The organism is Dehalobacter sp. (genome assembly GCA_023667845.1).
GTDB lineage: Bacteria > Bacillota > Desulfitobacteriia > Desulfitobacteriales > Syntrophobotulaceae > Dehalobacter.
The window spans coordinates 175914-196606 of record JAMPIU010000073.1 but is presented as its reverse complement, the minus strand read 5'-3'; the positions used below and the strand labels follow the sequence as shown (position 1 = coordinate 196606).

The window sequence follows — 20693 nt, the reverse complement described above, 5'->3', positions numbered from 1 at the left end:
ACATGTGTTGTTCGGTTACTTTCAATACCGCTTCTAGACGTTGTTCATAAGAATACTTTGCCAAAGAAAAGTGCACCTCCAAATGCTAGATTTTTTTGTCCAACATTTGGGGTGCACTTCAACTGGCATCTTTTTTAATGACAACTAGTATGTCCTAGAAAACATTTCTTCCTGAGAAAATCTCCTGCATCTCATGTTTGATTCTTTGTTTGACCCTTCTTCTTTTGCTGGAGGATATCTCTTCTTTTTCAGCTCCGAATAAATAATGGTCAAGATCAAACTCTCTCAAAAGCATTTTGGTGTGGAAAATATTGTCCTGATAGACATTGACATCAATCAGCTGATATCTGTTTCTGGTCTCTTCCGAAATAAAATTCTGAATGGAATTGATCTTATGATCAATAAAATATTTTCGACCGTTGACATCCCGGGTAAAGCCCCGGACACGGTAATCGATAATCGCAATATCCGGTTCAAAACTCGTAATCAAGTAGTTTAAAGCCTTTAGCGGCGAGATCTGGCCGCAGGTGGAGACGTCAATATCGGCCCGGAACGTACTAATCCCCTTATCAGGGTGGTTTTCCGGATACGTATGCACCGTAATATGACTCTTATCCAGATGACCGACCAATGACTGCGAATCAGGACCAGGGGCCTCGTTTTCAAGAATTTCCATCGGTTCACGGATCATAATCTGGTTTTCAGCAACCAGCATGGTGACACTGGCGCCCTGAGGGTCGTAATCCTGATTGGCGATATTCAGAATATTGGCTTCAATGATCTCAGCGACAGAAGTTAGAATTTTAACCAGCCTGTCGGCATTGTATTCTTCATCAATGTACTCAATGTATTTCTTATGTTGATCCTGCGATAAAGCATAGCAGATATCATAGAAATTAAAGCTCAACGTTTTCGTCAGGTTGTTAAAGCCGTATAATTTTAGTTTTTTATTGATAGGTTTTATATTCATTTCCTGCACCTGTGCCAAATATTATTTTTTAAGCCTTTTTCTCTCAAGTTACTGCTTTATTATACATATTTTTTAGCTTTTTCTATAGACAGTTCGAATATTTTTTGAACAAATTTTTAAACAAATCTTTTAAAAACAAGACGAAAATGGTGATAATATTCTTTGTAAGATTAACAAGATATAGGTTATAATTTATTAAGAAAAAACAAAGTTTGTGAGTTGAAAAAAATGCGCATAGGCTTCTTTGACTCCGGGGTCGGTGGAATCACCGTACTGCATGAAGCGATCAAGCAGCTGCCCCGGGAGGATTTTATTTATTACGCGGATATTGATCATGTGCCTTATGGGACCAAAAGCAAGGAAGAAGTCCTGAAACTGGTTTTGGATGCTGTTGATTTCATGGCTGCTGAAGGGATAAAAATTCTGGTAGTTGCCTGCAATACGGCGACGAGTATTGCCATCAATGAGCTTCGCCAAAGATATGATTTTCCAATCCTTGGCATGGAACCAGCAGTAAAACCAGCTGTCGAAAATAATGGTTCCAAGAGAATCCTGGTCATGGCCACCCCGCTCACACTTCGCGAAGAAAAGTATCAAAATCTGGTCACCAGACTGGATCAGGACCATCTTGTAGATGGCAAAGCATTTCCGGAGCTTGTTGAATATGCAGAGAATTTTTATTTTGACAAAGATGAAATCCTGAAATACCTGAATCGCAAACTTGGCACTCATAATTTGACCGAGTATGGTACTGTCGTTTTAGGATGCACACACTTTCCATATTTTAAGCGGGTTCTGCAGGAACTGTTTCCTGCTGATACGCACATTATTGATGGAAGTACCGGAACGGTCAATTATCTGAAAAAAATCCTGACCGAAAGAAAACTTTTTGCTGAGGACGGTCATGGTGAGGTCGCTTTCTATTCTTCAGGCCGAAAAGAGCCTTCGGAATCCCGTTATGCCCGGTATCTTCTGCTGCTAGATCAGGATCAATAAAGCCGCTAAGACGGCTTTATTTTTTTGGCGAATATTTCATAACTTCCAGATCTTCGACGGTTATTAATCCTTCATTGACGACCTCGTCCAAAAAAAGCAGAAAGTCCTGCAGATACTCAGCGCTGTCTATTACTTCAATAACGATGGGAAGGTCATTGGAAAGATCCAGTATCCTGGACGTTTTGATTCTCGTATTGGCGCCGAATCCTTCAATTCCCCTAAAGACAGTCGCACCTGCCAGGCCCAGCTCTTTGGCCTTTAAGACAATCGTGTGATAGAGGGATACTCCTTTATATTTGCTGGCTTCTCCAATGTAGATGCGGATGCGTCTTGCCTGACCGGATATCTTTACCATTAGGATCCCTTCCTTTATTTTATTAATAGCTGAGTCAGGCTCATTCCAAGCCAGACTGCAATCAGTCCGACAATCATGCTTCCCAGACCGTTCAGCACAGCTACAATAATTTCTCCGCTCTTAATAAGATTCAGAGTTTCAAGGCTCAGCGTAGAAAAGGTTGTAAACGCACCCAGAAAACCCACAGATATAAATAAACGGGTATTCGGGCTGGTTACGAGGTTTTCAACTCCTAGTACATAGACAATGCCCAGAACAAAACACCCCAGCATATTGACGACGAAGGTTCCCCAGGGAAAAGTATAAAAATATTTTTGATAAATCCAGGTGGAAAGTACATAACGGGCAATAGCTCCAAGTGCACCGCCTAAACCGATCACCAGATAGACGGAATAATTCAAAGGAAGATCAGCCTCCTGCAAAGTTAAATACTCCCTGAAAAAAGAGTTATTTAAGTATATCATTTCATTCCGGCATATTTCAATAAAAAGCTCAATACTTGAATAGGAAGATACGAATTGACATTTTGAGCAATAAGCGTTATATTTATGATGTGAATTCGATAATCATTATCAAAATCGTCATATCGTTATGACATTTGAACAAAATAATAAATTTTTTAAATCTATAAGGAGATTACAATGGACGCTACCTTTCTAACAATGGACAAGATACCCGTAAACTCGAATGCCAGAATTGTCAATATACACATGGATGCCGTATTAAGAAAAAAACTGACAGATATGGGCCTGGTCAAAGGGACAGAATTTAAAGTTGACGGCCAAGCTCCGCTGGGGGACCCTATGAAGATTAATCTGAGGGGATATCATCTAGCTATCCGTAAAAGCGATGCCAGGAAAATTCAGGTTGAAGAGATTTGGAACAGATAATATGAATCTTCCTCCCTATTTTTGGTCATTAAATGATAATCATAATCACTATCATGTATAATTTGCGATGATAAACACCGCAAATTATACCTTGTTAAAACAGCATAGACAGTAATAAATATTGAAACAAACATTGTATGGAATGCTTAATCGCAAGTGTTTCAGGGCAAGGATTAACAGATGAAAAAGAATTTTACGATAGCTCTCGTTGGAAACCCAAACTGCGGGAAAACAAGCATTTTTAATGCGTTGACAGGCTCGAGGCAGCATGTTGGCAATTGGCCGGGAGTAACCGTTGAGAAAAAAGAAGGTACGGTCAGGTTCAACGGGGATGAGATCAGCGTAATTGACTTACCCGGGGCGTATAGTCTTTCCGCCAGTTCGGAGGATGAAATAGTTGCGGTAAACTATATTTTGCAGGAAAAACCCGATGTTGTTGTGAACGTGATTGACTCAGCAAATCTGGAGAGGAATCTTTATTTCACGTTACAGTTGATTGAGATGGATACGAATGTAATCATTGCATTAAATATGACAGATGAAGCAGTGAAAAAGAATATTTTCATCAATACAGCGAAACTTGGAGATGTTCTTGGCGTACCGGTTGTTACTACAGTGGCAACGAAGAACAAAGGGATTCAGGAGTTGCTGGAGACTTCAGCGGCAATGAAAGTAAAACCAAGCCGGCCCGTCCAGCCAGACTATTGGCAAACGATGAACCGGGAATCTGGAGCTTTGGCTGAGGCCCTGGCCCAAGCAGGTATTGCTGGTAAAGAATCGGCGAACTTGGTGGCTGTCAGGCTGCTCGAGGATGAGGCGTTTGCTCGAACGCAAATAGCAGGTTGTCCTACCCTGGAAAAACTGGCTGACAAGGAAAAGGACAGGATAACGAGCCGTTTTGGTCTTGAGCCCGGAATCTATCTGGCAGACCAACGTTATATCTTTATCGGCCAAATCATTAGGGATTGTGTTCGTAGGGAAACGCCTCCGCAAAGAGATCTGACAGAAATGATTGACAGGGTGGTGACAAATAAATGGATCGGGATTCCTTTGTTTTTTGTAATTATGTTTTTGCTGTATCAGATCACAATGGGTCTCGGCAATAATGTTCTTGGGGGCTATGTGGACAGCGCCTTCGGGATCCTGGGGCGGTATGTTTCCGGCTTGCTGGTAAATGCTCCGGTCCTGGCCCAGTCCTTTGTCAGCGATGCGCTGATCGGCGGAGTAGGTTCTGTACTCGTATTTGTCCCGATGATGTTTACCATGTATTTCTTGATTTCTTTTCTTGAAGACAGCGGTTATATGGCCAGGGCAGCCTATGTTATGGACCGGCTGATGAATGCTGTCGGGCTGCACGGGAAAACGGCCGTTGCCATGATTGTCGGCAGCGGCTGCAATGTGGCCGGAATCATGTCCACCCGAACCTTGGACAGCCGGAAAGACCGTATGATCGGCATTTTAATCAGTCCGTTTATTTCCTGCAGTGCCAGGCTTCCGGTCTATGCGCTGTTTGCCGGGGCATTCTTCAGGGGCAAAACGATCGGCATCATACCGTTGGCAGGATTGGTTATTTTTTCACTGTACCTTTTAGGGATCATGGTTGCTGTCGCCGCCGGGAAAATCCTGAGTGAAACATTGTTCAAGCAGGAAAAATCCTACTTTGTTATGGAACTCCCGCCTTATCGTCTGCCGACGCTGAAGAGTTTAATGCGGCACATGTGGAAAAAAACGGAGTCGTTTGTCAGGAAAGCAGGGACCGTAATCCTTGCGATCGTCATCCTGATCTGGATACTATCCGTTTTCCCGGTCGGCGTTGAACCTGGAAGCGCCGAAAGTTTCCTCGGAAAATTAGGTGCAGTCATCGCACCTATATTATCCCCGGCTGGTTTTGGCAGCTGGCAGGCCTCTGTAGCACTTCTTGTCGGGATTGGTGCCAAGGAAGCAATCATTGCGACGTTCGGGCTGGTTTACGGGACAGGCGAAGGAATGCTCGGAGCAGTCTTAGCACAGCATTTTACGCCGCTCTCCGCCTATGCCTTTATGGTAATGACCCTACTTTATTCACCCTGTGCAGCGACCATCGGAATAATTAAAAAGGAGACCAATTCTAATAAATGGACACTGTTTTCTGTTCTCTACTCACTGATCATCGGCTGGATCGCAGCGGTGCTGATCTTTCAGCTCGGTTCGTTGTTCATCTGAAACGAAGAATAGGCAGGAGGTATTGCGATGCTGATCAATTTGTTAACAGAGATTGCCGGTAAACAAGCGAACTCCTTTTCTTCGCTGGCAAAAAAATTGGATATCGATCCAGAGATGATCAAACAAATGCTGAATGACCTGCAAAGACTTGGATACCTGACTGCGGATAATGCAGCCTGCGTCAATGAACAATGTAAGGGGTGCGGGGGCTGCTGCAGCAAAGGAAACGGAGAAGCGGGAGCAATCTTGTGGACGCTCACGGCAAAGGGGAGGGTGCTTTTGGAATCCACGAACCGGTAAGGGTATATGACGCAACACCTAAGTTAAAAAAACCGTTAAAAAAATACTGTCAACAGTATAAAACGATTAACAGTATCTTATAGATTTTAAGTTACGCTTGTTCTAGGGGTTCACCCTACAGTCGGAAATATGAAAAAGCCATTCATCTACTATTTTATTTATCTGTTATTTATTGCTGTCGAGATTCATCATGCCGTTAATGTCGACCACTTCCATTCCTGACGGCAGGTCGAAAGTCCCAGCGGGTACGGCACCTGTTCCAATTTGCAGGTTTTTGAATTCCATAGTGGTCATCTCGCCCCCTGCCTCATATTGGGCCTTCACAACAATGCCGTACTCGGTGCTGATCCATTCCTTGACAGTTGATCCTTCGTTGGTGAAAGTAAGGACTTTGCACTCCATGCCGTTGACTGTTTCAGTCCCGCCTATTGTATACTTAGATTCAACAAGACCACTGACATAATCAACAGGGGTGGTGGTATCCGGACCGTTATATTCATTTAACGTCATTTTTATGGCGCTGTTTTGACCCGAGGTATAAGTAATAAACTCCTTCTTGGACCTATCAAAAATAAAAGTCATCTTTGGGCCGTTAAAGGTGCCCTCCATTTTCATTTTCTGATCCTTGAACCAGACTTTGCTTTCCGAAGATGCTCCGCCGCCAACAATCACATAATCATAGGCCATTTCTTTGACCAGCTGTCCTTTCCCGATCAGACCGGATACAATTTCGTTATCATCAGGTAAAGTCTGTGTTTCTGTCTCTGTCGGAGCCGAGGTTGCTTCATTTTGGGCAGCGGGTTCTTCTTTTCCGCCGCAGCCAGATAAAGCCCCAACGCAAAGAAGCAGCAAAACGAGCAAAAGCGCAAGATACCGTCGCGTCAATCTCATGATATTTTCCTCCTATACCTTCTTTTGTATTCAGATATTAGTATTCAGATAATGGAATTTAAAGATTTAATCATTCGATAAGAATGATGTCAAACTCTATTAGCGGGTAACTCTTCAAAAATGATATTTTGTTAAACTATATTTCGTTATATTATTTTTCGTGATGACTCGTAAAAAGTCCTCTATATACGTATCATTTCATTCCAGAAATTAGAACACCATCCTGAATACTGGAATGTTTTTTTCAGCGATAAAAAAATCAGAGGAACAAGTATTTGAAGGAACAAGTGTTTGAATGTTAGATTTTTTTCCATTCCATGGTATAATATGATGGTCGATTTTTGATTCGACCAAAGCACAGCCATATGAAATGATTGGGAGGGTTGGTAATGATGAATAACAATGTTGAAACGAGGGAGTTTCAGACAGAAATCACCCAGCTGCTGGATATTGTTATTAATTCTCTCTATACGGAGCGAGAGATCTTCTTAAGAGAATTGATATCCAATGCAGCTGACGCTACGGAGAAACTGCGCTACTGCAGGCTCACCGAAAATGAAACAAGCGAATCCGAACAGCCGCTGGAAATTTCCATCGAAACGGATGAAGAAAAGCACACGCTTACCATTACCGATAATGGGATCGGAATGACCAAAGAAGAACTGATTGAGAATCTGGGTACGATCGCCCATTCAGGATCCAAGGAATTTATCAGACAGCTGACCGAGGTCAGAAAGGCCGGATCCGGAAACAATACCGATTTAAGCCTGATTGGACAGTTCGGCGTCGGATTTTATTCAGCGTTTATGGTTGCGGAGAAAGTAACGCTCTATACCCGCTCTTTCAGACCGGACTCCGAAAGCTGGATCTGGTCTTCAAACGGAGCAGGAAGCTATTTAATAGAACCGGGTGATCAAAGCAATTACGGGACCAGGATCGTTCTTCAGTTAAAAGAAAATGCCTATGATTTCAGCAAAGCTGACGAAATCAACAGGATTATCAAACAGTATTCGAGTTTTGTCCCTTATCCCGTGAAAGTCAACGGTGAAAAAGTCAATACCGTCGAAGCAATATGGACGAAAAACGCATCCGAAATCAGTGAGCAGGAATATACGGAATTCTATAAATATATCGACAATGCTTTTGACGAGCCATCTTACAGAATGCACTTTTCCTCCGATGCGCCGCTTTCCATCAAAGCACTGCTGTTTGTGCCTGGAGAAAATTATGAGCGGTTCGGCTTCAGCAAAATGGAGAGAGGCGTTAACCTATTCTGCAAAAAAGTCCTGATTCAGGAAAAATCTGAAGCCATCGTGCCGGAGTGGATGCGGTTTGTACGCGGCGTCATTGACAGTGATGACCTTCCCCTGAACATTTCCAGGGAGACCCTTCAGGACAATGCGCTTGTGGCCAAACTGAACAAGGTAGTCACCGGCAGATTCTTAAAATATCTCGAAGAGCAAGCCAAAGATGATCCGGCCAAATACAATCAATTTTGGGAAAAATTCAGCAGGTTCATCAAAGAAGGAGCAGCTTCGGACTATGCCCACAAGGATGCGCTGGTCAGGCTCCTGCGCTTTGAATCCAACATGACGGCTGAAGGTGAGCTGATTTCACTGGAAGGCTACGTTGGAAGAATGAGAGAGGAACAAAAAGCGATCTATTATGTCAGCGGCTCTAACCGTAAAGTCATTGAATCCGGGCCGTATCTTGAGATATTTAAGGACAAGGGCATCGAAGTGCTTTATACGTATGAACCGATTGATGACTACATCTTAGGCGGGCTTCCTGAATTCAAAGAGAAGAAGATTGTTGCGGCAGAACAAGACAGTCAGGATCTGCCGGATTTAGATGCTGAGCAGCCCGGTAATGCCGAAAGTGAAATTCCTGAGGATGAAGTGAAGGCCTTGTTGGATTGGTTCAAAGAAACACTCGGGGACAGGGTAACCGAGGTGCGTGCTTCCAAACGTCTCGTGGACAGTCCTGCGGTTGTGCTCAGCTCATACGGAACGCATAGTATGCAGAAAATGATGCAGATCATGAACAAGGATATGGAAGATATCCCAGCAGGAATCTTGGAGATTAACAGCCGGCATCCGGTCATTCAGGGAATCAATGAACTGCGCAAGTCGGGCGACGCATTTGCTGCGGCAGCGGCGGAACAGATTCTGGAAAACTCGCAGATTGCCGCCGGGCTGATCATCGATCCCAGGAGTATGGTTAACAGACTCTATAACATCCTGGAAAGAGCGGTTGTAAAGAAATAGTACCGGAGTGATTATTATTACGATTCTACTCTACGGGCTGATAGCGGGTCTGGTTACCGGGCTTGGCGCTGTCATCTCTATCTCGATAAAAAATATCACGAACAAGATACTTTCAATATCGCTCGGATTTGCGTCAGGAATCATGATCGGGATATCTGCCTTAAGTCTGATTCCGACCAGCCTAGACATGAGCAACAGTATCATTTGTATTGCCGGCTTTGCAGCCGGAGCTCTGTTCCTGTTTCTGGTGGATATTTCAATGCCGCACATTCACAAGGTTGAAGCGGATTTGAGTAACTATGCCAAGATGGGGTATTTTATCGCGCTCGGAATCACACTGCATAATCTTCCCGAAGGGATCGCGATCGGTGCGACCAGCGAAGTATCGTATCACATGGGCGTCATGACAGCCTTGACAATCGGTCTGCATAATATTGCTGAAGGTCTTTGTGTGGCGATGCCGCTGTGTCTCGCCAACGTCCCGAAATCGAGGGTCGTCCTGATTACGACCATGACCGGTATGTCAACGCTGCTCGGTACCGGGCTGGGAATGATTCTTGGCCTGATCTCTCCGCTCATCATCGCTTTCTTTCTGGCGTTTGCGGCCGGAGCAATGATCTATATCAGCAGTGACGAACTGATTCCGAAAAGCCACCATTCCCACAGTGAATATGCCAATGTCGGCATCATGCTCGGCTTTATCCTGGCATTAATCCTGTCGTAGAATGATCAATCAATTATTTTGTTTCATCTAGGTTATCGTTTTTTACATGAATCAGTGGGAAAGATATTGTAAAGGTGGTTCCTTCTCCGGGAGTGCTTTCGACCCGTATTTCTCCTCCGCGAAGGTACACCAGTTCGGATACGATTGCCAGGCCGAGTCCCGATCCTTGGCCTTTTCCATGGGAACGGGAACGGTCTCCCTGGAAAAACCTTTCAAAAATATGAGGAACGTCTTCAACCGGGATTCCTTCACCGTTATCCCTGACGGATAGAATAAAACGGGAATTTTCCGATTTAGCGAGGATATCAATCGTTCCGCCGGAAAGTGTATGTTGAATAGCGTTATTAACAAGATTGTACAGGATCTGTTTCAGTTCATCGGGTTTTAATGGAAGTACTTGTGACGTATCCAGGACTTCTGAGACAAAATCATCAATTGTCCGGAAATCCTGGCCGTTGAATCTGAAAGTACGGTCTTTAAGCAGGGGGGCCAAAAGCGGCATAAGCTCGGGAAGCACATCGTGCAGTCCGGAATTGAGCTCTTCGGAATGATCGCTGTTTATTTCTTCCTGGGCGATCCGATTTAAGGTCAGCAGACCCTCGGTAAGCCTGATCAGTCTTTCCGTCTCGATCAGCATGGTCTGATGGGCGGCATCCAAAGTCTCTTTGTCTGCCATACCTGTCCGCTGGAGTATTTCAAGGAAGCCTCTGATCGAGGTCAGCGGAGTCCTGAGTTCATGAGAAGCATCGGCAATAAACCGAGCCATCCGGTTTTTAGCCGATCTTTCCGTATTTAGAGCATTCTCCATCTGTCCAAGCATATGGTTTAAAGCTTCCCGAAGCTGCTGGATTTCCGAAGCGGTTTTATTCATATACGGAAGGCGCAGGTCATAGCGGCCGGCGGCAATCTTGCGGGCCGTAGAGGAAATGTTCAGAAGTGGTTCCAGTGGTTTCTGCAAAACCAGCGCTGTAAAAAATGTACTGAGTAGAATAATGATGATCGCGTTAAAAGTATATCCTCTGAGATTTCGGCTCAAGATCAGGTCCTGTTCAGCCAGCGGCTGACCGATCAAAGCATAGCCCGCATAAGGCTGAATATCGTTGTTTTGTTCCAGGGGGAGACTGTTTACCGAAAGCTGGTTCGTTACGACCGGGGCCACCATCAGCATATACTGCTGTTCGTCGGTATCCTGAAAAATAAAACATCCGCCGGATCTCGCCTTCTCAGCAAGATCAAACTGCAGTTGGTTGCGGCTGAGATTCGGGACCGTACTGTTCGTCTTGCCGTAGCTGTAAACAATCGATTTAAGTTGATAGCCGCTGGTATAAAACGCCACAAAATTTCCCGGGCGGAGTTCGGAGAATCTTCCCGGAGGAAGCTCACTGCTCGAAAGCCAGCTCCCCATACTGTTCCGTATGGCGTAATAGTCTGAAAGCAGGTTCTGCTCCACGCTTTGATACAGGGAATTTTTCAGGGAAGTATACTGAATAGCCCCAATTAACGTAAAAAAAATGATATGGCACACCCAGAAACGCAGCAGGAGCTGCCCTACCAGGGATTGCCGCCAAATATTCAGTTTTTCCAGAGGATGAACTTTCATGATGATCTCCCTAATGTGATCATACTAAAAACACAACGATTGAAATGTTAAACATGCAATGTGTCATGATATTCCTGTGTAAAATGCTTGATATTTGATATCTCGTGTAGACTGCCAGTTACTGCTGTTCCGTCTGCAGGTGGTAACCAAGGCCCCTGACGGTTTTAATGATCGTGTGATCCAGATCCCCGAGTTTCTCTCGAAGATAGCGGATATATACCTCGACGATATTGTCCTCTCCTTCAAAATCGTAACCCCAGATGTGAATCAGGATTTGTTCTTTACTCAACGTTTGATTGCTGTTCCATAAAAGATAGGACAGCAGTTTATATTCGGTAGGAGAAAGCTGCAGAGGCTGATTATCGAGCAAGATTGACTTTTTCAGTTCATCGATCGTAAACCGGCCAATGGTTCTTTTGCCGGATAGATCCGGGAAACGGTTACGCAGCTGAACCTCGATCCGGGCCAGCAGCTCGTCAAAGTGAAAAGGCTTAACCAGATAGTCGTGGGCTCCGAGGCGCAGTCCTTTGACAATGTCTTTGGATGTATCCTTGGCAGTCAGCATAATTATGGAAGCACCGGATATTTCCGGGATGGATTCACATAGTTCATATCCGTCCATGACCGGCATCATAATGTCAAGGATGATGACATGAGGTTCAAAGACAGGGATTATTTCCAGTGCCTTTTTTCCGTTGTCCGCTGTTCCGATATCGTAACCCTCCTGCTTCAGCCCCAGGCTGAGCATCTGGCGGATTGAAGCGTCGTCATCCACGATAAGTATTCTGAATTTATTGGCCATTCGTTTATTCCTCCTGTATCTTTAAAATACACGATTATTCTGAAAGAAAACTGAATACAGTCGCATTCGTCTGTATATCGCCATATATAACTATTTTAACGGTTTGAACAATTTTAACAAGAATTTTCTGCAGCTCGGAATATCCGGATATGCTGCTTAAAATATACAAAAATGATTACGCAGGAAATACGAAATGTATAGATTGGACGAATCGTATAATCATGGTAAAATAATATGATAAACCCAAGGGAAGCTTGGAGGAAAAGTTTGCAAAGAAGTGGTGAGACCATGAAACAACAGATTTTTAATGAATTACTTGCGAAAAAAATTCTGATTCTGGACGGAGCGATGGGAACCATGCTTCAGCAGAAGGATCTGTCTGCCGAAGATTTTGGAGGGCCTGAACAAGAAGGCTGCAACGAAATCCTGACGCTCACCCGTCCTTATATCGTGCGTGATATTCATGAGGCCTATCTGAAAGCCGGTGCGGATATCATTGAAACCAATACCTTCGGAGGCACAAATATTGTCCTTGGGGAATATCATCTCGGGGACAGGGATATGGAAATCAACGAGGCTGCGGCACGGCTGGCCCGCGAAGCGGCCGACAAATGGTCTACAGCGGAAAAACCGCGGTTTGTGGCTGGATCCATGGGCCCGACGACCAAGATGCTGGCCTTTGGAGGCGGTATTACTTTTACTGACCTGGAAGAGGCTTATTGCCGTCAAACCCTTGGCCTTATTAAGGGAGGCGTCGATCTGCTGATCGTCGAAACCTGTCAGGATACGCTGAATATCAAGGCGGCAGGACTCGGGATCCAACGCGCCTTTGCTGAACTTGGGCGGGAGGTGCCGCTGGTCGTTTCCGTGACGATTGAACCTTCGGGTACGATGCTCGCAGGACAGAATATTGAAGCTTTATATATTTCGATACAGCACCTGAAGCCGGCTGCTGTCGGCATGAACTGCGGCACCGGAGCAGAACTGATGAATGATCACCTCAGAACCCTGGAGGGGCTTGCCTCTTGCGCCGTGAGCTGTTACCCGAACGCGGGGCTTCCTGATGAAGAAGGCGGCTACCAGGAAACTCCGGAAGAGTTTGCCGGAAAGATGGCCGCTTACGCAGCCAAAGGCTGGCTGAACATTGCCGGTGGATGCTGCGGGACGACGGATCGCCATATCGAAGCCTTGGCAGCAGCCTTGGCCAAGTACGCTCCGAGACAAATGCGGGCTGCTGAACGAAGCAGCGTCGCAGGACTCGAAGCAGTCTGGCCCGAAGAAGAAAACCGGCCGCTGCTGGTCGGCGAGCGGGCCAATGTGATCGGTTCTCGCAAATTCAAGGAGCTTATTGCCGGTGAGTATTATGAAGAAGGTTCCGAGATTGCCCGAAATCAGGTCAAGAAGGGCGCTCAGATTGTGGATGTCTGTGTGGCCAATCCCGACCGGGACGAACTTGAGGATATGGTTAGCTTTCTGCCCCATGTTGTCAATAAAGTCAAAGCGCCGCTGATGCTGGATACGACCGATCCCGCGGTTTTGGAAGCAGGACTCCGGTTAATTCAGGGCAAAGCAATCATTAATTCGATCAACCTTGAAAACGGCCGGGAACGCTTTGATGAAGTTGTTCCGCTGCTTCGAAAATTCGGTACTGCAGTCGTAGTTGGCTTAATCGATGAACAGGGTATGGCCCTGACCCGGGAACGCAAGCTCGAAGTGGCCGGACGCTCTTACGATCTGCTGGTGCATGAATACGGTCTTTCAGCTGCCGATATTATCTTTGATCCGCTGACATTCCCGGTAGGGACCGGGGATGTCAAGTATCTCGGTTCTGCAGTTGAGACCATTGAAGGCCTGCGACTGATCAAAGCCAAATATCCGGAATGCAAGACGATTCTTGGGATCAGCAATGTCTCCTTCGGTCTGCCTGCGGCAGGCCGGGAAGTGTTGAATGCCGTTTTCGTCTATCTGAATACCGTAGCCGGACTGGACTACGCGATTGTCAATTCCGAAAAACTGGAACGTTATGCGACGATTCCTCAGGCAGAGAAAAAACTGGCCCAAGATCTGCTCTTAAATACGAATGACCAGACCTTAAAAGCTTTTACCGATTTTTACAGAGAGAAAAAGGTCACGGAACAAAAACAGACGTCCGGGCTTTCCGTTGAGGAACGGCTGGCAGGAGCTATTGTGGAAGGCTCCAAAGAGGGCCTGGAGAATGATCTGTACGAGGCCCTGACGAAATATCGGCCGCTCGAAATTATTAACGGTCCGCTGATGAAAGGTATGGAGGAAGTCGGCAGCCTCTTTAACAGGAACCAGCTGATCGTGGCTGAAGTTCTGCAGAGCGCCGAAGTCATGAAGGCAGCGGTGACCATCCTGGAGGCCTATATGGAAAAAGCCGAAGAGGCAGTCAAAGGGAAGATCCTGCTCGCAACGGTCAAGGGCGATGTCCATGATATCGGCAAGAATCTTGTGGAAATCATCCTGGCCAATAACGGCTATAAGGTGGTCAACCTTGGCGTCAAAGTCAGTTCCGAACAGCTGATCGAAGCGGCTAGGCGAGAGATGCCTGATGCGATCGGTCTATCCGGGCTTCTGGTCAAATCGGTTCAGCAGATGCTGTTGACTGCCCAGGATCTTCAGGCAGCCGGAATTAATATCCCGCTGATTCTCGGAGGCGCGGCTCTGTCGCGCAAATATACCGAGGAGAAGATTGCCCCGCAATACGGCGGACCGGTTTTGTATGCGCGCGACGCCATGGCTGGACTGAATCTTCTGAATGGCTTGAAAAGCAAGACGGCCAATGATTCCGGAAGCTATAACGCAGCTAAAAATAATGATCAGGCCGGTAATGTTGGTACGATTTCCGGCAACATCCCAGACAGTATCTCCGGCAGTATTTCTGACAACCACAGCGAAAATAAATTTTCGCCGGTCAGCTTTGACGGACCTGTCTGCCGCCCGCAGCATACAGCACGGGAGGTCCTTCTGGATTATCCGCTGGCGGAGATTATCCCGAACTTGGATCTGCCTTTTATCCTGAGGCGTTATCTCGGGGTCAAAAACAAACTGCGCCACCCTTCCCAGGAAGAAATCAAGGCAGCGGAAAGCCTCCTGCTGGATTCCGAAGATGTTTCCCAAGATAAATCAGCCAAAATCCAGAAATTTGTTCAGGATTTCCTGGAAGAGATCCAAGAACACAAGCTGATTACGGTCAATGGGGTATTTGCGTTTTATCCGGCCTGTGCGAACGGAAATACGGTCGCTATTATGGATTCAGAATCAGATTCGAATCCGGATTCGAATCTGAAAGCTTCAAATATTGTCCTTGAAGAACTCAGTTTTCCGCGTCAGCAAAAAGATAATGGCCTTTGTCTCGCTGATTATGTCCGTCCCTGGAATAAGCTTGACGGTCAGGAGCAGACGTATGATTATCTTGGTATGTTTGCGCTGACTACGGGCCTGGGAATTAGAGAAAAGGCCGAGAATTACCGGGACAAGGGCGAATACCTGAAGTCGTTTCTTCTTCAGGTTCTGGCCCTGGAGCTGGCTGAAGGATTTGCTGACATCATGCATGAAAAGATGCGTAAAATCTGGGGGATTGATAACGGCATCCGGGTTTCTCCGGGCTACCCGATCTACCCTGCACTGGAAGAACAGGCCAAGCTGTTCAGACTGCTGAAACCGGAGGAGATTGGAATAACGCTGACAGAGAATTTCATGATGGACCCCGAAGCGTCTGTTACCGCTGTTGTTTTTTCTCATCCTGAAGCTAAGATATTTAATATTAATCGTTGATCTCTATAATAGATGCTAATAGATGCATGAAATCCCGTCTCGAGACTGAGGCGGGATTTCAAATTTTTCAAAAACCGTGGTTTTGCCTTCTTCTGCTAAAGAGACTTGAAGCATAATTCTGATTTTGATCAAATAGTTCATAAGAATTTTGGACAGCTGGATTTTGAACAAGAGGCTGGACGAAGGTACTCGGTGCTTCCGGAATAGGAGAAGGAACGGCCGGCCCGGGTACAATCTGGTTCAGCGGACGGATTCCAGTCGGGAAGGACTGAAGATTTTTACCAAAGCTAAACAAGCCTCTCCGTGTTTTTTGGCGCTTTCTGTTTTGCTTTTCAATCTTTTTTTCTGCTTTGGTTTGTTTTCTCCCGCGTACACCTGCTTCAGATCCTACTCCTGTTTCTGTTCTTTTTGTCCCTTTTATACCTTTACTTGTATTAATAACTGTACCTGAACCGGTGCTTATTCCAGTACCGGTACCATTTTCTGATCCTGAACTTGGCCCAAGTCCTGATCCTGCTTCTGTCACCATTGTCTTTATTCCTGTGCCACTGTTTGCCTGGGGATTTCCGGGCAAGAGGAATGAAGGGGGATTTCCTTTGAAAATGACTTTATTAATAAGCGGATAGCCGACCCGGTTCAACAAAAAGGTACCGGTTTTACGGGCCATAGGAATACCTATTCTTTTAGCAAGTGGAAGTCCGACTTTCCTGGCAATGGGCATGCCAATTTTTTCAGCAACGAGGGGACCAACTTTACCGGCGATGTATGGCTGAAGTTCCCTCAGTACAATCGGTGCAACTTTTTGCAGAAGATAGGAGGGTTGACCAATACTCATGGGGATTCCTCCTTATGGTTATAATGGAATATATTTACAATAAAAGGATATGTTTTTTTGACGGAAGTGTGTTTGTCTTGATTTATTTATTTTGCAATGATATGGGACTTAAGTAATGTTTTGCATGAAATCTCCAAGAACTAAAATCGCAAGTAAAACGTAAAATAATCCATATAGAAGGCCTTAGATGCATAAAAACGCCAATAAAAGGCTATTGCTTACTATATGTAGTGTTGATAAAATAAGGAATATACAAGATATAGGAAGGATGAGGGTATTGCGCTGTCCTTTTTGTCAGAGTGACGACACGAAGGTGCTGGATTCCAGACAGATTGAGGAAGGCACTGCTATCCGACGCAGACGGGAATGCGATGTCTGCACAAAGCGTTTTACGACGTATGAGCGCTACGAGGATTTTCAGCTGATTGTCGTGAAAAAGGATGGCAGAAGAGAGCCCTTTTCCCGTCATAAACTGCTGTCAGGCTTGAACAAGGCCTGTGAAAAACGCCCCGTGTCTACCGAACAGCTGGAAACAATGGTCACCGATATCGAAAGAGAAATGCGTGATATCAACGACCGCGAAGTGCCGAGCGAATTGATCGGCGAAGCCGTCATGAAAAAACTGTTTGCAGCAGATGAAATTGCGTATATTCGCTTTGCTTCTGTTTACAGGCAGTTCAAGGATATTCAGAAGTTTATGGAAGAGTTGAACGGACTGGTAAAGCGTCGCAAATAAAACAGCCCCCCAAATTGAGATCCTTGCGATAAAGACAGGATATCCATGCAAATAAATATATATGGGAGCAGGAGGACTAAGCCATGTACGTTGTGAAAAGGGATGGAAGAAGAGAAATTTTTAATCAGGAGAAGATTTGCAAGGCGGTAGAAAAGGCTTTTATCGCTACCGAGACCCCCAATGTCACCAACTGGGCGAAGATTGTTACCGACAGGGTATTCTCGGAATTGGAAGCTGCTTACAGTAAGAATGAAGGCTTCCAAATCGAGCAGATTCAGGACAAAGTCGAAGATGTCCTGATGCAGACAGGAAATACCAATGTCGCCAGAGCATATATCCGGTACCGCTTCCAGCATGAAATCATTCGAAATCAGGAAAGCGCCAAAAACGATAACAATAAATTATTCTCTGATTACCTGGGGCTGGGAACCTGGGAAATCAAAGAGAATTCCAATATGGGATTTTCGGTTCAGGGGCTTAACCGGTTTGTAACCAGCAAAGCGACCAATGCTTTCTGGCAATCTCTGCTTCCGTCTGAAGTCGGCAAAGCGCACGATTCCGGTGCTTTACACAATCATGACATGGGAGACCTTGCTCCATATTGCGTCGGCTGGGATCTCAAAGATCTGCTTCTGGTGGGTTTTAGGGGCGCGGAAGGCAAAACGACCTCCAAACCGGCCAAACACTTCCGTTCCGCACTCGGACAGATCGTTAATTTCGTTTATACCTTACAGGGAGAAGCTGCCGGTGCTCAGGCGCTCTCCAGCTTTGATACCTATCTTGCTCCGTTCGTCAGAGTGGATAACCTCGATTATAAACAAGTCAAACAGGGGATTCAGGAATTTATTTTTAATGTCAATGTCCCGACCCGGGTGGGTTTCCAGTCTCCATTTTTTAATATTACGCTCGATGTGCGGGCGGCCGAATCGGCCATCAAAGATGAGCCTGCTGTCGTTGACGGCAAATTCCTGGATACGCCGTACCGGGAATATCAAGCTGAGATGGATATCATCAATATGGCGTTCTGCGAGGTCATGCTTGAAGGGGACGCTGACGGCAATATTTTTAGCTTCCCGATCCCGACATACAACATCACGAAGGGCTTTGACTGGAACAGTGAAGTATCGAGAGCGATCTTTAAAATGACCGATAAATACGGAATCCCGTATTTTGCGAACTTTATCAACTCCGATATGAATCCGGAGGACGCCAGAAGCATGTGCTGCCGTCTGCGTCTGGACAACAGGGAACTCAGAAAACGCGGCGGTGGCCTGTTCGGAGCCAATCCGCTCACAGGAAGCATTGGAGTTGTAACCCTGAACCTGCCGTTGTACGGCTATCTGGCTAAAGGCAACTGGGATCAGTTCATCACACTGATCGATAACCACATGAATATCGCCCGGTCCTCGCTGCAGACCAAACGCAAAACGCTGGAGATCCTGACGGACAACGGCTTGTATCCCTATACTAAATTTTATCTGAGAGATATTAAAAAACGATTTGGCAAGTACTGGACGAACCACTTTTCGACGATCGGTCTAGTCGGCATGAATGAAGCGATCCGTAATTTTACTTCGGACGCCGATGACATCACCACCGTTTTCGGACAGAATTTTGCCAAGGAAACATTGAACTATATGAGAGACCGCATCCAGGAATTCCAGGAGCAAGACGGAGACCTCTATAACCTCGAAGCAACACCGGCGGAAGGTACGAGCTACCGTCTGGCCAAAATCAACAAAAAGCACTATCCCGATATGATTACGGCCGGCGACAATGAACCGTATTATACGAACTCCACCCACCTGCCTGTGGGCTATACCAGCGACCTGTTCCGCGCCGTCGAGCTTCAGGATGACCTGCAGACGCTTTATACCGGCGGGACCGTGCTTCACGGTTATCTGGCTGAAAGTCTCGATGATCTTGCCGTCGCCAAGGCCGTCGTACGCAGGGTGTTTGAGAACTTCCAGCTGCCGTATTTCACGCTGACTCCGACTTTCAGCATCTGCGAAGACCACAAGTATATCAAAGGCGAGCATTTCAACTGCCCCGAGTGCGGCAGGGAAACTCTGGTCATGACGAGGGTCACCGGGTTCTATAGACCGATCTCCGCCATGAACCCCGGCAAACAGGAAGAGAAAAAAGAAACCGTCAAATACCGTGTTATGGGAATCACTCCAAGTCTGTTTGACGGCGTAGCAAAGTAAGGGTAAGTTGTCACAACGTATCTATTTTATGCAGAAACTTTTACGAGTACAGGTATTTAGTATAAAGCAGAACAAGGATTGGTGATCGCAGATGCTAATGGATATTGAACCTTTCTCTCTTGTCGATTATCCTGGACATATCGTAGCAACGGTCTTTTTTGGAGGTTGTAATTTCCAGTGTGGCTACTGCCATAACCCTGCTTTGGTCAACAAGAAGGAGAAGTCGCGGACTTCTCCTTCTGCTGTCATTGAATTTATGAAGACCAGGAAAGGATTACTGGACGGTGTTTGTCTTACTGGCGGGGAGCCGCTTTTATCCCCGGATCTGAATCCCTTTGTAAGAGAGGTCAAAGCGCTCGGTTTCAAGGTGAAATTGGATACCAATGGAAGCAGCCCGGAAAAACTCCGGGAGCTGGCTCCTTTCCTGGACTATATTGCCATGGATATTAAATGTACTCCTGATAAATACGAGAAGCTGACCGCGTGCAAAAACAGCGGAGAGGCGGCGTTTGAAACCATCCAATGGATCAGGGCGAGTACAATTGCATACGAATTCAGAACTACGGTACTGCCGGTCTGGCATACATTTGAAGATCTAAAGCTAATCCGTGAGTTCCTCGGAAATGAAACTCCCTGGGTGCTCCAGCAGTTTCGGCAGTCCCCCCAGGGCGTGCTCGACGGGAAAACTTATGATGCTTATCCTGACTCATGGCTCAAAGAAATGGGAGAGAAGCTGAATTGTCCTGTCCGTGGCCTGAAATAGAAGATTAGTATGAATAGAAGTATTGCTAACCATTTTTTGTGGTTAGCAATACTTCTATGTGGCGGCCTCTGAGTCTGAGGGCGTACGGCTTCATACAACACGGGGTTCCCGCCACTTGGAGAATGATGCATGCGGTTAGGGCGCAGCGGGAACCCCTAAACGTTAGTGCGCCAAGCAAAGCTTGGTACTTCCTGCAAGGTGAAAGTCCTTGCTGGGCAAGGTCTAGCCAACCACCCATATCGAGTGTTGCGCCGAAACTGGCAACAGCAAGGTGAAGCGTACACATTTGGGGGAAGTAAGAAAGGAAATAAGAAAGGTACTTCTCTATAATAAAAAGCTTAACGACTGAGGTAGTAC

The 20693-nt window shown here is 45.9% G+C and carries 17 protein-coding genes; 10 read left to right on the top strand and 7 right to left on the bottom strand.

Annotated elements, in window-relative coordinates; all coding sequences use genetic code 11:
- Nucleotides 1–154: 154 nt before the first annotated feature.
- Nucleotides 155–970 (bottom strand): adenosylmethionine decarboxylase, encoded by an 816-nt coding sequence (gene speD / locus NC238_06375; GenBank protein ID MCM1565567.1) that lies wholly within the window; start codon nucleotides 968–970, stop codon nucleotides 155–157.
- 228 nt (nucleotides 971–1198) lie between these two features.
- Here speD and murI point away from each other — a divergent pair, with 228 nt between their 5' ends.
- Complete coding sequence (gene murI / locus NC238_06370; GenBank protein ID MCM1565566.1) at nucleotides 1199–1966, top strand: glutamate racemase; 768 nt, start codon at nucleotides 1199–1201, stop codon at nucleotides 1964–1966.
- A gap of 16 nt (nucleotides 1967–1982) precedes the next feature.
- Here murI and NC238_06365 read toward each other — a convergent pair whose 3' ends face one another.
- On the bottom strand, nucleotides 1983–2321 hold the full coding sequence (locus tag NC238_06365) for a DUF190 domain-containing protein (GenBank protein MCM1565565.1): 339 nt from the start codon (nucleotides 2319–2321) through the stop codon (nucleotides 1983–1985).
- A 14-nt stretch (nucleotides 2322–2335) separates the two neighbouring features.
- Nucleotides 2336–2743, bottom strand: coding sequence for a fluoride efflux transporter CrcB (gene crcB, locus NC238_06360; GenBank protein MCM1565564.1), 408 nt, complete (start codon nucleotides 2741–2743; stop codon nucleotides 2336–2338).
- 219 nt (nucleotides 2744–2962) lie between these two features.
- Between crcB and NC238_06355 the strand changes: the two genes are divergently transcribed.
- From NC238_06355 to NC238_06345, 3 genes are all read left to right on the top strand, one after another.
- A complete protein-coding gene (locus NC238_06355; GenBank protein ID MCM1565563.1) occupies nucleotides 2963–3211 on the top strand; it encodes a ferrous iron transport protein A in 249 nt (82 codons plus the stop codon).
- 180 nt (nucleotides 3212–3391) lie between these two features.
- Nucleotides 3392–5413: a ferrous iron transport protein B gene (gene feoB, locus NC238_06350; protein ID MCM1565562.1), complete on the top strand. Its 2022-nt coding sequence runs from the start codon at nucleotides 3392–3394 to the stop codon at nucleotides 5411–5413.
- Nucleotides 5414–5440: 27 nt separating this feature from the next.
- Complete coding sequence (locus NC238_06345) at nucleotides 5441–5713, top strand: FeoC-like transcriptional regulator (GenBank protein MCM1565561.1); 273 nt, start codon at nucleotides 5441–5443, stop codon at nucleotides 5711–5713.
- Nucleotides 5714–5878: 165 nt separating this feature from the next.
- Here the strand turns inward: NC238_06345 and NC238_06340 are convergent, their stop codons facing one another.
- A complete protein-coding gene (locus tag NC238_06340; protein MCM1565560.1) occupies nucleotides 5879–6604 on the bottom strand; it encodes a hypothetical protein in 726 nt (241 codons plus the stop codon).
- Between the two features lie 389 nt (nucleotides 6605–6993).
- Here NC238_06340 and htpG point away from each other — a divergent pair, with 389 nt between their 5' ends.
- A complete protein-coding gene (htpG, locus tag NC238_06335; GenBank protein MCM1565559.1) occupies nucleotides 6994–8871 on the top strand; it encodes a molecular chaperone HtpG in 1878 nt (625 codons plus the stop codon).
- Between the two features lie 7 nt (nucleotides 8872–8878).
- Nucleotides 8879–9595 carry a ZIP family metal transporter gene (locus NC238_06330; GenBank protein MCM1565558.1) on the top strand — a complete coding sequence of 239 codons (717 nt, stop codon included), beginning with the start codon at nucleotides 8879–8881 and terminating at the stop codon, nucleotides 9593–9595.
- Between the two features lie 13 nt (nucleotides 9596–9608).
- On the opposite strand, the gene NC238_06325 is transcribed toward NC238_06330, so the two are convergent.
- Both NC238_06325 and NC238_06320 read right to left on the bottom strand, forming a co-directional pair.
- Nucleotides 9609–11195 (bottom strand): HAMP domain-containing histidine kinase, encoded by a 1587-nt coding sequence (locus NC238_06325; protein ID MCM1565557.1) that lies wholly within the window; start codon nucleotides 11193–11195, stop codon nucleotides 9609–9611.
- A 118-nt stretch (nucleotides 11196–11313) separates the two neighbouring features.
- Nucleotides 11314–11997: a response regulator transcription factor gene (locus tag NC238_06320; GenBank protein MCM1565556.1), complete on the bottom strand. Its 684-nt coding sequence runs from the start codon at nucleotides 11995–11997 to the stop codon at nucleotides 11314–11316.
- Between the two features lie 267 nt (nucleotides 11998–12264).
- Between NC238_06320 and metH the strand changes: the two genes are divergently transcribed.
- Nucleotides 12265–15795, top strand: a complete 3531-nt coding sequence (gene metH, locus NC238_06315) for a methionine synthase (GenBank protein ID MCM1565555.1) — start codon at nucleotides 12265–12267, stop codon at nucleotides 15793–15795.
- Between the two features lie 67 nt (nucleotides 15796–15862).
- Here the strand turns inward: metH and NC238_06310 are convergent, their stop codons facing one another.
- Nucleotides 15863–16630 carry a hypothetical protein gene (locus NC238_06310; protein ID MCM1565554.1) on the bottom strand — a complete coding sequence of 256 codons (768 nt, stop codon included), beginning with the start codon at nucleotides 16628–16630 and terminating at the stop codon, nucleotides 15863–15865.
- A 277-nt stretch (nucleotides 16631–16907) separates the two neighbouring features.
- On the opposite strand from NC238_06310, the gene nrdR reads away from it, so the two are divergent.
- From nrdR to NC238_06295, 3 genes are all read left to right on the top strand, one after another.
- The gene (gene nrdR / locus NC238_06305; GenBank protein ID MCM1565553.1) at nucleotides 16908–17366 is read left to right on the top strand and encodes a transcriptional regulator NrdR; all 459 of its coding nucleotides are present in this window, start codon (nucleotides 16908–16910) and stop codon (nucleotides 17364–17366) included.
- Nucleotides 17367–17449: 83 nt separating this feature from the next.
- A complete protein-coding gene (locus NC238_06300; protein MCM1565552.1) occupies nucleotides 17450–19573 on the top strand; it encodes a ribonucleoside triphosphate reductase in 2124 nt (707 codons plus the stop codon).
- 91 nt (nucleotides 19574–19664) lie between these two features.
- Entirely contained in the window at nucleotides 19665–20336 is a 672-nt protein-coding gene (locus tag NC238_06295) for an anaerobic ribonucleoside-triphosphate reductase activating protein (protein ID MCM1565551.1), read from the top strand.
- Nucleotides 20337–20693 lie beyond the last annotated feature (357 nt).